Origin of the sequence: Cellulosimicrobium sp. NPDC057127 (assembly GCF_042670945.1) — a bacterium.
Lineage (GTDB): Bacteria > Actinomycetota > Actinomycetes > Actinomycetales > Cellulomonadaceae > Cellulosimicrobium.
This window is the reverse complement of sequence record NZ_JBHUUP010000001.1, coordinates 369,279-382,163: the sequence shown is the minus strand read 5'-3', so window position 1 is coordinate 382,163 and position 12,885 is coordinate 369,279. Positions and strand designations below refer to the sequence as shown.

The window sequence follows — 12,885 nt, the reverse complement described above, 5'->3', positions numbered from 1 at the left end:
GTGTGCACCTCCTACGATCCCGCGCGCGCCCCCGTCGCGGGGGCCCGCCCCCCCCCCCGGCCCGCCCCCCCCCCCCCCGCCGGCCGGCCCGCGCCCCGCGGCCCTCCGGGGCGCCCGCCGGGGTTGGGGCCGCCCCCCCGGCGGCGCCCGGCACCAACCCCGTGGTCGGCGGTCAGACGAGGTCGCGGACCGCTGCGTACTGCTCCCGGATCGCCGGTACCGGCTCCGCCTCGGACACCGTGCCCGACGACGCGGCCCAGCTCGGCGGCGGGACCTCACCACGGCTCGCGCCACCGCTCGTCCCGTCCGCGGAGGTTCCCGACCCGGCCCGGTGCGCGGCGAGGACCCACGCGGCCTGGCGCGCGGCGCCGTCGGCCACGTACTCGCCGGGCTCGGGAACGGTGACCGGGAGCCCGAGCACCTGCGGCGCGATGCGACGCACCGCCTCGGACTGCGCTCCCCCGCCGATGAGCTGCACGCGCTCGACCTGCACGCCCAGCGCGCGCAGGGCGTCGAGGCCGTCGGCGAGGCCGCACAGCATCCCCTCGACGAACGCGCGCGCGAGGTGCTCGGGCGTCGTCGTGCCGAGCCGGATCCCGTGCAGCGTCCCCGACGCGTCGGGGCGGTTCGGCATCCGCTCGCCCTCGAGGTAGGGCACGAGCACGAGCCCGTCCGCACCGGCGGGTGCGGCGAGCGCGAGCCGCGAGAGCTCCTTGTGGTCGACACCGAGCACCGACCGCGCCGCGTCGAGCACGCGGCTCGCGTTGAGCGTCACGGCGAGGAGCAGGTACCGGCCCGTCGCGTCGGAGAACCCGTTGACGAGGCCCGACCCGTCGGCCGTACGGTCGTCCGCGACGGCGGACACGACGCCCGACGTCCCGATCGACACCGAGACGTCGCCCGCGACCATGCCGAGGCCGAGCGCCGCACCGGCGTTGTCCCCCGCACCCGGGCCGAGCAGAGCGCCGCCCTCGACGGCGGCCCCCGCCACGGTCGGGTGCGCGACGCCCGCGACGGCCGACGGCGCGACGACGCGCGGCAGCACGACGTCCGTGCGGCCGAGCGCGAGCTCGAGCAGGTCGAGGCGGTAGCCGCCCCGCCCGTCGTCAGTGCCCTCGCCCTGGCCGTCGTCGGAAGCCGCGGACGCCGCCCGCCTCGCGTCCCAGTACCCCGTCCCGGACGCGTCGGACGCGTCGGTGACGAGCGCGTCGAGGTCCGGCCCGAGCGGTGCCGTCGGGTCGCCCGCCGGGCCGTACCCGGCGATGCGCCACGTCAGCCAGTCGTGCGGCAGCGCGACCGCCGCGACGCGCGCGGCGTTCTCCGGCTCCGCGTCGCGCAGCCACCGCAGCTTCGTGACGGTGAGCGAGGCGACGGGCACCGAGCCGATCGCGTCGGCCCACGCCTGGGCCCCGCGCTCGTCGTCGCCGTCGCCGAGCTCGCGGACCAGGTCGCGCGCCGCGCCGGCCGACCGCGTGTCGTTCCACAGCAGCGCCGGCCGCACCACGTTCCCGTCGGCGTCGAGCGCGACCATCCCGTGCTGCTGGCCGCCCACGGCGAGCGCCGCGACGTCGTCGAGGCCACCCGCCGCCGCGACCGCGGCGCCGAGGGCCTCCCACCACGCGTCGGGGTGGACCTCCGTGCCGTCGGGGTGCTTCGCCGACCCGAAGCGCCGCAGCGCCCCGGTCTCGGCGTCGCGCACGACGACCTTGCAGGACTGCGTGGACGTGTCGACGCCGGCGACCAGCACGCGCTGGCCGCCGGCGCCGGACGTCCCGGAAGGGGTCGCCACGTCAGCCGATGAGGTGCTCGAGCGCGAGCTGGTTGAGGCGCACGAAGCCGAAGTCGCGGTTCGCCGCGGCGTCGACGTCGAAGTCCTCGTACGCGCTGCGGTCCGCGAGCAGGTCGGCCACCGACTCGCCCGCGGCGAGGGTCGGCTGGCCGAGCTCGAAGACGCCCGAGTGCGCGAACGCCTCCTGCACGCGGCTGTCGGCGCGGTACGCCGCGGCCTTGCGCGCGAGCAGGCGGTACGTCTCCATGTTGGCGCGCGCGGAGTCCCACACGCCGACCTCGTTCTCGGTGCGCGACGGCTTGTAGTCGAAGTGGCGCGGGCCGGTGTACGTGGGGCCGCCGTTCGGGAAGCCGTTCTCCAGCAGGTCGACCGTGAAGAACGCCGAGAGCAGGTCGCCGTGACCGAACACGAGGTCCTGGTCGAACTTGATCGAGCGCTGGCCGTTGAGGTCGATGTGGAAGAGCTTGCCCGCCCACAGCGCCTGCGCGAGGCCGTGCGTGTAGTTGAGGCCGGCCATCTGCTCGTGGCCCGTCTCCGGGTTGAGGCCGACGATGTCGCCGTTGTCGAGCTTCGCGATGAGGCCGAGCGCGTGGCCGATCGTCGGCAGGAAGATGTCGCCGCGGGGCTCGTTCGGCTTGGGCTCGAGCGCGATCCTGAGGTCGTAGCCCTTCTCCTTGATGTACGCCGCGGTGAGGTCGAGGCCCTCGGCGTAGCGCTCGTGCGCGGAGTGCAGGTCCTTGGCGCCGTCGTACTCGGTGCCCTCGCGGCCGCCCCACATGACGAAGGTCTTCGCGCCGAGCTCGGCGGTGAGGTCCACGTTGCGCAGCACCTTGCGCAGCGCGTAGCGGCGCACGCCGCGGTCGTTCGACGTGAGGCCGCCGTCCTTGAACACCGGGTGGCTGAACAGGTTGGTCGTCACCATCTCGATGACGAGGCCCGACTCGTCCGCGGCCTTGCGCACGGCGTCGAGGCGCTTCGTGCGCTCGGCGTCGTCGGCGCCGAACGGCACCACGTCGTCGTCGTGGAACGTGAAGCCCCACGCGCCCAGCTCCGCGAGGTGGCGCACGGAGTCGGCGGGGTCCAGCGCCGGCCGGCTCGCGCTGCCGAACTGGTCCTGCGCGGTCCATCCCACGGTCCACAGACCGAAGGAGAAGTTGATGTCCTGGGTCGCCTCGTCGGCCACGGTGGTCTCCTCGTCCTCGAGAATCTCGGCGGGCGCGCGTCTCGCGCCGCCGCATTTTGTCGTACGGCTGAACTTATGCGCCAGGATCGGTAGGGTCAACCCGTGAACCGCGCAGCCGCGACCCGTCCCGGTCCTCCCGCAGCCCGGCAGGCGTCCCTGCGCGAGCACAACCTCGCGCTCGTCGCCCGGGCCGTGTTCGAGTCCCCGGTGCCGTGCTCGCGCGCGGACATCGCCGCGGCGAGCGGCCTGACCCGTGCGACGGTCTCGACGCTCGTCGACCGGCTCGTCGCGGCGCGGATCGTCGGCGAGCTGCCGCCCCTCGTCCCGCAGCGCGCCGGGCGTCCAGCCGTCCCCCTCGCCCCCGCGCCCCGCACCGTCGTCGGGCTGGGGCTCGAGGTCAACGTCGACCATCTCGGCGCACGCGTCGTCGACCTGACCGGCACCGTCGTCGCCGAGCACGTCGAGCCCGACGACCTGCACGACAGCGACGCCGTCACCGTCCTCGCCCGCCTGGGACGCATCGCGCGCGACCTGCTCGCCGCGGTCACGGCCGAGGGCATGGTGGCCGCCGGCGCGACCCTCGCCCTGCCCGGCCTCGTCGACGTGCGCACGGGACGGCTCGTCGTGGCGCCGAACCTCGGCTGGTCGAGCCTCGACCCGGTCCCCCTGCTCGGGCTGGACGACGTCGTGGCCGGCGGGCTCGTCATCGGGGTCGCCAACGAGGCGAAGCTCGCGGCCCTCGCCCAGGCGGCCGGCACGGTCGCCCCCGACGTCGCGGCGGCCGTCCCGCCCTCGTACCTCTACGTCTCGGGCGACGTCGGCATCGGCTCGGCGATCGTCGTGGAGCGACGCCTGTTCCACGGCGGGCACGGCTGGGCGGGCGAGATCGGGCACGTCGTCGTCGACCCGGGCGGCCCCCGCTGCCGGTGCGGGGCCACGGGGTGCCTCGAGCAGTACGCCGGGAAGGACGCCCTGCTGCGCGGCGCCGGGCTCGCCACGACCGCGGAGACGGCGGACCTCGTCGCCGCGCTCGACGCCGGTTCGCCGGACGCGCTCGCGTCCGTGGAGCGCGCGGGCCGCGCGCTCGGCAGCGCGCTCGCCGACTACGTGAACCTCGTCGACGTCGACACGGTGCTGCTCGGCGGGATCTACCCGCCCCTGCTCGGGCACCTGCGCGGCCCCGTCGAGACGGAGCTGCGCGAGCGCGTGCTCGCCGCCCCGTGGACCGACGTGCGCGTCGCGCCGGCACCCGTCGGCGACCACGCCGCGCTCACGGGCGGTGCCCGCGAGGTGCTGCGCCGCGTCGTCGAGCACCCCGCCGCGTGGGTCGAGGTCGACTGAGCGGCACCTCGGTGCGCGTCAGGCGGTGCGGGTGCCGAGGTCGACGCCCACGGCGGCCCAGGACAGCGGCGGCAGCGTCGCGCGGGCCTCGCCGTCCACGACACGGACGTCGAGAGGCTCCGGGCGCACCGGCTGGTCGTCGCGCGTGTTCGCGACGAACCGGTCGTGCCCGTCGGGGACGGTGAGCACGACGGCGTCGCGCACGCCGGCGACCACGCTCCCGGCCCCGGCGAGGGACACCTCGACCGGGTGCTCCGCGTCGCGGTTGACGCAGAAGACCTCGACGCGCCCGTCGGCCGCCGTCGTGGCCGCGACGTCGACGGCGGGCACGTCGCCGTAGGCCGCGGTCGCGATCGTCGGGCCGTCCGCGGCGACGCGCAGCGCCGTCCCCCGGGCGCGGGACGCCGTGATCGCGAACGGCCAGAAGATCGTCTGGCGCCACGCCGCGGCGTCGGGCTCGGTGCGGATGGGCGCGATGACGTTCACGAGCTGGGCCTGGTTCGCCATCGTCACGCGGTCGGCGTGGCGCACGAGCGAGTTGAGCAGGCTGCCGACCACCACCGCGTCGGCCACGGCGTACTCGTCCTCGATGATCGGCGGCGCGTGGTGCCACGCGCCCGTGAGCAGCGGCTCCTTGTCCTGCTCGTTGAACCGCGTGTTGTACCAGACGTTCCACTCGTCGACGCTGATGCCGAGGCGGCGCCCCTGCATGCGCTCCCCGAGCGCGGCCTCCTCCTCGTCGAGGATCGCGGCGACCGTCTCGATGTACCGGTCGAGGCCCACGCCGGAGGCGAGGAACGACGGGAGGTCGTCGAGCTCCTCGTAGTACGCGTGGAGCGAGACGTGGTCCACGAGACCGGCCGTGAGCCGCACGACCTCGCGCTCCCACTCGCCGAAGGTCGGCTGCGCGGCTGACGAGCTGCCCGCCGCGACGAGCTCGATCCCGGGGTCGACGAACCGCATGAGCCGGGCCGTCTCGGCCGCGAGGCGTCCGTACTCGTACGAGGTCTTGTGCCCGATCTGCCAGTCGCCGTCCATCTCGTTGCCGAGGCACCACAGCCGGATCCCGAACGGGTCCTCGGCACCGTTCGCGCGCCGCTCGTCGGACAGCGCCGTGCCCGACGGGAAGTTGCAGTACTCGAGCAGGCGCGCGGCGTCCTGCGCCCCGCGCGTGCCCAGGTTGACCGCCATCATGAGCTCGAGGCCGGCCTGCTCGGCCCAGCCCGCGAACTCGTGCAGGCCGACCTGGTTCGACTCGATGCTGTGCCACGCGGCGTCCAGGCGCACGGGACGCTGGTCGCGCGGGCCGACCGAGTCCTCCCAGAGGAAGCCGGAGACGAAGTTGCCGCCCGGGTAGCGCACCACCGTCGCGCCGAGCTCGCGCACGAGCTCGAGGACGTCCCCCCGGAAGCCGTCGGCGTCGGCCGACGGGTGCTCCGGGTCGTGGATGCCCCCGTAGACGCACCGGCCCATGTGCTCGACGAACGTGCCGAAGAGCCGCGGCGACACCTCCCCGACGGTGTCGCTCGGGTCGATCTCGATGCGTGCGTGCGTCATGGTCCTCGTTCCTGGTCGTGGTGGCGGCGGTGTCGTCAACGGCGGGGCGGGGGCGCGGTGCTCGACCGCGGGACGAGCCAGGTCGGCACGAGCCGCGTGCCGGTCTCGTGGACGCCCTCGCGCACCTGGCGCAGCACCTGCTCGACGCACCGGCGCCCGACCTCGGCGAAGTCCTGGTGGACCGTGGTCAGCGGCGGCAGGAACTCGCTCGACTCCGGCAGGTCGTCGAACCCGACGACGCTCACGTCCTGCGGCACGCGCCGACCCGCGTCGTGCAGCGCCCGCACGAGGCCCAGCGCCATCTGGTCGTTCGCGACGAACACGGCCGTGACGTCGTCGCGCTCGGCGAGCCGCCGGCCCGCCGCATACCCCGACGACGGCGACCAGTCGCCGCGCTCGATCGGCGGCACCGCGCGCCCGGCCTCCTCGAGCGTCGAGCGCCACGCGTCCGCGCGCCGCTCGGCGGCGAACGACGCGGCGGGCCCCGCGAGGTGGTGCACGGTCTGGTGCCCCAGCTCGAGCAGGTGCCGCACGGCCTGCCGGGTGCCGTCGGCCTGGTCGGTGTCGACGACGGCGTACCGCTCGCCGGCGTCGGAGTCCGCGACGACCACCTGGACGGCCGGTGGGAGGCTGATCTGCGCGACGTCGAGGAGGTGGACCTCCATGAGCAGGATGATCGCGTCGACCGCCAGCTCGCCGAGGCGGGTGAACGCCCCGTGCACGCCGTCCTGCGTCGGGGCCGCGACGGGGATGACCGTGATCGCGTACCCCTCGGCGGCGGCGGAGGTCGCGATCGCCTCGAGGGTGCGCACGTTGCCCGTGGTGGCGAGGGAGAACAGGATGACGCCGATCGTGCGGAACGTCCCGCTCTTGAGCGCTCGCGCCGCGCTGTTCGGCCGGTAGCCGAGCTCGGCCATCGCTCCGAGCACCCGGGTCCGCGTCGCCTCGACGACGCCCGGGTGGCCGTTGGCGACGCGCGAGACCGTCTGCGCGGAGACGCCGGCGACCCGCGCGACGTCGGCCATGGAGACGCGACGGGTCGCGGGCGCGGAGCCCCGCAGCTGCACGCTCGTCACGGGCGGTGCCGCCGTCGCGACGGCCCGTGGGCGGCGTGCGGGGTCGGCGGTCACCACCGTCGCGGGAGCGTCCTCGTCGAGCCCGTCGGTCATGGTCCTCGTCCTCGTGGTCCGTGGGGCGGGGCTCCCTGCGGCCCCGTCACGGGCCACCATAGGCGATGTTTGCGCAAACATCGAACGTCGTGCATGCTGATGTTTGCGCAAACACCGGAGCGACGACCGACGTCGCCCACCCCCGAGGACGAGGAAGCAGCATGACGACGACGTCCCCACCCGTGGCAGCGCCGAACCTGCCGCCGGTCGACGGCCCCGCACCCGGCGAACGCCGGGCGCGACGGCGCTCCTGGATCGGCTGGGGCTTCGTGGGACCGTTCATGGCGGTCTTCGCGCTCGTGTTCCTGGCGCCGATCGCGTACTCGATCTACCTCAGCCTGTTCCGCACGCAGATGGTCGGCGGAACGCAGTTCGTCGGGGTCGAGAACTACCAGCGGGCGTTCTCAGACCCGCAGTTCTGGGAGGCGCTCGGCCGAGTCGCGATCTTCCTCGTGGTCCAGGTGCCGATCATGCTCGGCATCGCGCTCCTGGTCGCGCTCGCGATCGACAGCGGTCGCCTGTACGGGAAGAACTTCTTCCGGATCTCGATCTTCCTGCCGTACGCCGTGCCGGCCGTCGTGGCCTCCCTCATGTGGGGCTTCATGTACGGGACGCGCTTCGGACTGGTCGGCAACATCAACGACGCGTTCGGCGTCTCGCTGCCCAACCCGCTCTCCCCGGACCTCGTGCTGGCCTCGATCGGCAACATCGTCACGTGGGAGTTCGTGGGCTACAACATGCTCATCTTCTACTCCGCGCTGCGCGTGATCCCCACGTCGCTGTACGAGGCCGCCGAGCTCGACGGCGCGAGCCAGTGGCGCATCGTCACGGCGATCAAGCTGCCCGCGATCCGCGGCGCGCTCGTCATCGCGACCATCTTCTCAATCATCGGCTCCTTCCAGCTCTTCAACGAGCCGAGCATCCTCCAGAGCCTCGCGCCGAACGCCATCACGACGTACTTCACGCCGAACCTGTACGCCTACTCGCTGTCGTTCTCCGGCCAGCAGTACAACTACTCCGCCACGGTCGCGATCATCATGGGCCTCGTCACGATGGTCGTCGCCTACGTGGTCCAGCTGCGCGGCATGCGCAAGGAGGCCTGACCCATGACGACCACCTCTCCCGCAGCCACCGGCGCCTCCCGCCGCGGCGCGCCCTCCCGCCTGCGCACGACGCGTCAGCGCCCCTCGTACTCCGCCGACAAGCCGCGGCGCAGCGCGCTGCTCACGGTGCTGACCGGCCTCAGGCTCGTGTACTCGCTCGTCCCCCTCGTGTGGCTCGTCGTCAACGCGACCAAGACGCAGCCCGACCTGTTCAACAGCTTCGGGCTGTGGTTCGGCGGCGAGTTCGCGCTGTTCGACAACGTCGCGCAGACGCTCACCTACGACGACGGCATCTTCGTGCGGTGGCTCGGCAACACGCTGCTGTACGTGGTCGCCGGCGCTGGCGGCGCGACGTTCCTCGCGGTGCTCGGCGGGTACGCGCTCGCGAAGTTCGACTTCCCGGGCAAGCGCGGCGTCTTCGCGACCGTCATCGGCGCGGTCGCGGTCCCCGGCACCGCGCTGGCCGTGCCGACGTTCCTGATGTTCAGCCAGATGGGCCTGACGAACACGCCGTGGTCGGTGATCATCCCGTCGCTCATCTCGCCGTTCGGCCTCTACCTCATGTGGGTCTACGCCGCGGAGTCTGTGCCCACCGAGCTCCTCGAGGCGGCCCGCGTCGACGGCTCGAGCGAGTTCCGGACGTTCTTCCAGGTGTCGCTGCCCATGCTGGCCCCGGGCATCGTCACGGTCCTGCTCTTCACGATGGTCGCGACCTGGAACAACTACTTCCTGCCGCTGATCATGCTCAAGGACCCGACGTGGTACCCCCTGACCCTGGGCCTCAACGCCTGGAACGCGCAGGCCGCGACCGCCGGCGGGCAGGCCATCTTCAACCTGGTCATCACCGGCGCCGTCCTGACGATCCTGCCGCTGGTCGTCGCCTTCCTGTTCCTCCAGCGCTACTGGCAGTCCGGCCTCGCTGCCGGGTCCGTCAAGGAGTGACCTCCCGACCACCCCACCCGGCCGCAGCCGGCGCACCCACCGGCCGCGGCCACCACCAGCACCACCCATCCGTCTGACGACGAAGTGAGAGGAAACCGCATGTCCCCCATCACCCGACGGTCGCGCCGCGCGACCGCCGCCATCGCCGCCACGGGCGCGCTCGCCCTGGTCCTCACCGCCTGCAGCGGCGGCTCGGGCGGCGGCAGCGCCGACGACGCCGAGTCCGCTCTCGACGAAGGCGGGACCATCACGGTCTGGGCGTGGGACCCCACGCTGGAGAGCGTCGCCGCGGACTTCGAGGAGGAGAACCCGGGGGTCACCGTCGAGCTCGTCAACGCCGGGACCGGCAACGACCAGTACACCGCGCTCCAGAACGCGATCGCGGCGGGCTCGGGCGTCCCCGACATCGCGCAGATCGAGTTCTACGCGCTCCCCCAGTTCGCGCTCTCCGACGCGCTCGCCGACCTGACGTCGTACGGCGCCGACGAGCTCGACGAGACCTTCACCCCCGGCCCGTGGAACGCGGTGACCCAGGGCGACGGCGTGTACGCGCTCCCCACCGACTCGGGCCCGATGGCCCTGTTCTACAACAAGCGCGTGTTCGACGAGCACGGCATCACGGTGCCGACCACGTGGGACGAGTACGTCGAGGCCGGCCGGGCGCTGCGCGCGGCGGACCCGAACGCGTACATCACGAACGACACGGGCGACGCGGGCTTCACGACGAGCCTCATCTGGCAGGCCGGGGGCCGCCCGTACCAGGTCGACGGCACCGACGTGACGATCGACTTCACCGACGAGGGCACGCAGCGGTTCGCGTCCACGTGGCAGACGATGATCGACGAGGAGCTCGTCGCGCCCGTCACGTCGTGGAGTGACGAGTGGTACCAGGGCCTGGCCGACGGTTCCGTCGCCAGCCTGGTGATCGGCGCGTGGATGCGCGGCAACCTCGAGACCTCGGTCGAGAGCGCGTCGGGCGACTGGGCCGTCGCGCCCATGCCGCAGTGGGAGGCCGGCGCCGGCGTGACGTCGGAGAACGGCGGCAGCTCGCTCGCCATCCCCGCGGCCAGCGAGAACCAGGACCTCGCCTGGGCCTTCCTCGAGTACGCGACGGTGGGCGACGGCATCGCGACGCGCGTCGCCGAGGGCGCCTTCCCCGCGACGGTCGCCGAGCTCGAGGCCGACGACTTCACGCAGCAGGAGTTCGAGTACTTCGGCGGTCAGAAGGTCAACGAGGTGCTCGCCGAGTCCGCCACGCAGGTGGCCGAGGGCTGGGAGTACCTGCCCTTCCAGGTCTACGCGAACTCGATCTTCAACGACACGGTCGGCCAGTCCTACGTCTCCGGCACCCCGCTGACCGACGGCCTGCAGGCCTGGCAGGGCGCGTCGGTGACCTACGGCTCCGACCAGGGCTTCACCGTCAACGAGTGACACGTGCCGCGGGGCCTCGCCCCGCGGGACACGCACCGTCTGCACCGCACCGCCGGGCCGCCCTCCTCGTCGAGGGGGGCGGCCCGGCGCGCACCCCCGCGGGCGCCACCGCGCGTCCGCCCCGCTCGTCCCGAGCGCACGTCTTCGAGGAGCACGCATGTCGACCCCCACCCCGCACCGCTGGCTGCGGAGGCCCGGCCCCCACGCCCGCCCCGGCGACGCGCCGCGGCCCGACGCGCACGCGCCGTCCGGCATCGGCTACGGCGCGGACTACAACCCCGACCAGTGGCCGCGGGAGGTGTGGGACGAGGACGTGCGCCTCATGCGCGAGGCCGGGGTCACCGTCGTGTCGCTCGCGATCTTCTCCTGGGCGCGGATCCAGCCGACCGAGGGCACGTGGGACTTCGCGTGGCTCGACGAGGTCATGGACCTGCTGCACGAGAACGGCATCACCGTCGACCTCGCCACGGCGACGGCCTCCCCGCCCCCGTGGCTCACGACGAAGCACCCCGAGATCCTGCCGCAGACCCGCACGGGCGAGACGATGTGGCCGGGCGCGCGCCAGCAGTGGCGCCCGACGTCGCCCGTCTTCCGCGAGCACGCGCTGCGCCTCGTCGAGCGCATGGCGGAGCGCTACGGCGACCACCCCGCGCTCGTCGCGTGGCACGTGTCGAACGAGCTCGGGTGCCACAACGTCTACGACTTCAGCTCCGACGCGGCGGAGGCGTTCCGCACCTGGCTGCGCGAGCGGTACGCGACGCTCGACGCGCTGAACGCCGCGTGGGGCACCGCGTTCTGGTCGCAGCGCTACAGCGCGTGGGAGCAGGTGCTCCCGCCGCGGCTCACGACGTCGCACCCCAACCCGACGCAGCAGCTCGACTTCAAGCGCTTCTCCTCCGACGCGCTGCAGCAGTACCTGCGCGCCGAGGCCGAGATCCTGCGCCGCGCCACCCCCGACGTCCCCGTGACGACCAACTTCATGGTCATGGGCGAGACGAAGGGCATGGACTACGCCGCGTGGGCCGACGAGCTCGACTTCGTCTCCAACGACCACTACGTGCTCCCCGGGCCGCAGGCGCTCGACGAGCTGTCGTTCTCCGCCAACCTCACCGGCGGCATCGCCCGGCACCGCCCGTGGTTCCTCATGGAGCACTCCACGAGCGCGGTGAACTGGCAGCCGGTGAACGTCGCGAAGAAGCCGGGCGAGCTCGCGCGCGACTCGCTCACGCACGTCGCCCACGGCGCCGACGCGGTCTGCTACTTCCAGTGGCGCCAGTCCGCGGCGGGTGCCGAGAAGTACCACTCGGGCATGGTGCCCCACGCCGGCGAGCACTCGCGCCTGTTCCGCGACGTCGTCGCGCTCGGCGAGACGCTGCGCGACCTCGCGCCCGTCGCCGGGAGCGACCAGGCGCCCGCGCGCGCCGCGATCGCGTTCGACTGGGACTCGTGGTGGACGTCCGAGCTCGACTCGCACCCGACCGACCGGCTGCGCTACCGCCAGGAGGCGCTCGACTGGTACTCGGCGTTCCTCGCCCTCGGCGTGCGCGCGGACGTCGTGCCGGTCGGGGCCGACCTCACCGGGTACGACGTCGTCGCGGCGCCCGTGCTGCACGTGGTCCCCGCGGCGCTGCGCGACCGCCTCACGGCGTTCGTCGAGGGCGGCGGCCACCTCGTGACGACGTACTTCTCGGGCGTCGTCGACCAGGACGACCACGCGTGGCTCGGCGGCTACCCCGGGGCCCTGCGCGACCTGCTCGGCATCCGTGTCGAGGAGTTCGCACCGCTGCTCGACCACGAGTCGGCCACGGTCGAGGTGGGCGGCGAGCAGCTCGAGGCCACCCTGTGGGCAGAGCCGGTCGACGTCGTCGACCCCGCGGTCGAGGTCGTCGGCTGGTACAAGACCGGCGAGCAGGCGGGACGCGCGGCGATCACCCGCCGCCCCGTGACGACGGGCGCCGGTACCGGCTCGGCGGCGTACGTCTCGACGCGCCTCGGCCCCGAGGGCCTCGTGCCCGTGCTCGCCCGGCTGCTCGACGACGCGGGCGTGCGCAGCGAGCTGCCCGCCGCGGCGCGCGGCCTCGTCGAGCTCGCGGTGCGCACGAACGGCACAGAGGACTTCTGGTTCCTCGTCAACCGGACCGCGCAGCCGGTCGAGGTGCCCGACGTCGCGGGCGACGTCCTCCTCGGGCGTCGCCTGACGCCCTCGGGCGCGGGCGACGGTGCGCTCCTGCTCGACCCGCGAGGCGTCGCCGTCGTGCGCCGCCCCGCCGAGACCACGCCGAGGTAGAACCCCCGGCCTCGAGGTAGAGCCCGCCGCGCTCTACCTCGGGGCCGGAGGTTCTACCTCGCGGTCAGACCTCTCGAACCCCC

At 73.6% G+C, this 12,885-nt stretch carries 9 protein-coding genes; 5 read left to right on the top strand and 4 right to left on the bottom strand.

Features of this window, described 5'->3' with window-relative positions:
- Positions 1-172 precede the first annotated feature (172 nt).
- Together ACFTZA_RS01685 and xylA are read right to left on the bottom strand one after the other, a co-directional pair.
- Complete coding sequence (locus ACFTZA_RS01685; protein ID WP_378190057.1) at positions 173-1,789, bottom strand: xylulokinase; 1,617 nt, start codon at positions 1,787-1,789, stop codon at positions 173-175.
- 1 nt (position 1,790) lies between these two features.
- Positions 1,791-2,972 carry a xylose isomerase gene (gene xylA, locus ACFTZA_RS01680; protein ID WP_378190054.1) on the bottom strand — a complete coding sequence of 394 codons (1,182 nt, stop codon included), beginning with the start codon at positions 2,970-2,972 and terminating at the stop codon, positions 1,791-1,793.
- Between the two features lie 102 nt (positions 2,973-3,074).
- On the opposite strand from xylA, the gene ACFTZA_RS01675 reads away from it, so the two are divergent.
- Positions 3,075-4,313 carry an ROK family protein gene (locus tag ACFTZA_RS01675; protein WP_378190052.1) on the top strand — a complete coding sequence of 413 codons (1,239 nt, stop codon included), beginning with the start codon at positions 3,075-3,077 and terminating at the stop codon, positions 4,311-4,313.
- Positions 4,314-4,331: 18 nt separating this feature from the next.
- Here the strand turns inward: ACFTZA_RS01675 and ACFTZA_RS01670 are convergent, their stop codons facing one another.
- Both ACFTZA_RS01670 and ACFTZA_RS01665 read right to left on the bottom strand, forming a co-directional pair.
- Positions 4,332-5,870: an alpha-N-arabinofuranosidase gene (locus ACFTZA_RS01670; RefSeq protein ID WP_378190050.1), complete on the bottom strand. Its 1,539-nt coding sequence runs from the start codon at positions 5,868-5,870 to the stop codon at positions 4,332-4,334.
- 35 nt (positions 5,871-5,905) lie between these two features.
- On the bottom strand, positions 5,906-6,895 hold the full coding sequence (locus ACFTZA_RS01665) for a LacI family DNA-binding transcriptional regulator (protein ID WP_378190095.1): 990 nt from the start codon (positions 6,893-6,895) through the stop codon (positions 5,906-5,908).
- A 305-nt stretch (positions 6,896-7,200) separates the two neighbouring features.
- Between ACFTZA_RS01665 and ACFTZA_RS01660 the strand changes: the two genes are divergently transcribed.
- From ACFTZA_RS01660 to ACFTZA_RS01645, 4 genes are all read left to right on the top strand, one after another.
- The gene (locus ACFTZA_RS01660; protein ID WP_378190048.1) at positions 7,201-8,142 is read left to right on the top strand and encodes a carbohydrate ABC transporter permease; all 942 of its coding nucleotides are present in this window, start codon (positions 7,201-7,203) and stop codon (positions 8,140-8,142) included.
- Between the two features lie 3 nt (positions 8,143-8,145).
- Complete coding sequence (locus tag ACFTZA_RS01655) at positions 8,146-9,084, top strand: carbohydrate ABC transporter permease (protein WP_378190046.1); 939 nt, start codon at positions 8,146-8,148, stop codon at positions 9,082-9,084.
- A 99-nt stretch (positions 9,085-9,183) separates the two neighbouring features.
- Positions 9,184-10,515 (top strand): ABC transporter substrate-binding protein, encoded by a 1,332-nt coding sequence (locus tag ACFTZA_RS01650; RefSeq protein WP_378190044.1) that lies wholly within the window; start codon positions 9,184-9,186, stop codon positions 10,513-10,515.
- A 157-nt stretch (positions 10,516-10,672) separates the two neighbouring features.
- Positions 10,673-12,802 carry a beta-galactosidase gene (locus ACFTZA_RS01645; RefSeq protein WP_378190042.1) on the top strand — a complete coding sequence of 710 codons (2,130 nt, stop codon included), beginning with the start codon at positions 10,673-10,675 and terminating at the stop codon, positions 12,800-12,802.
- The last annotated feature ends 83 nt before the right edge of the window (positions 12,803-12,885 follow it).

Coding starts and splice junctions, on each gene's coding strand:
- ACFTZA_RS01670 (WP_378190050.1), bottom strand. CDS start 5,870: ATGACGCACGCACGCATCGAGATCGACCCGAGCGACACCGTCGGGGAG.
- ACFTZA_RS01665 (WP_378190095.1), bottom strand. CDS start 6,895: ATGGCCGACGTCGCGCGGGTCGCCGGCGTCTCCGCGCAGACGGTCTCG.
- ACFTZA_RS01660 (WP_378190048.1), top strand. CDS start 7,201: ATGACGACGACGTCCCCACCCGTGGCAGCGCCGAACCTGCCGCCGGTC.
- ACFTZA_RS01655 (WP_378190046.1), top strand. CDS start 8,146: ATGACGACCACCTCTCCCGCAGCCACCGGCGCCTCCCGCCGCGGCGCG.
- ACFTZA_RS01650 (WP_378190044.1), top strand. CDS start 9,184: ATGTCCCCCATCACCCGACGGTCGCGCCGCGCGACCGCCGCCATCGCC.
- ACFTZA_RS01645 (WP_378190042.1), top strand. CDS start 10,673: ATGTCGACCCCCACCCCGCACCGCTGGCTGCGGAGGCCCGGCCCCCAC.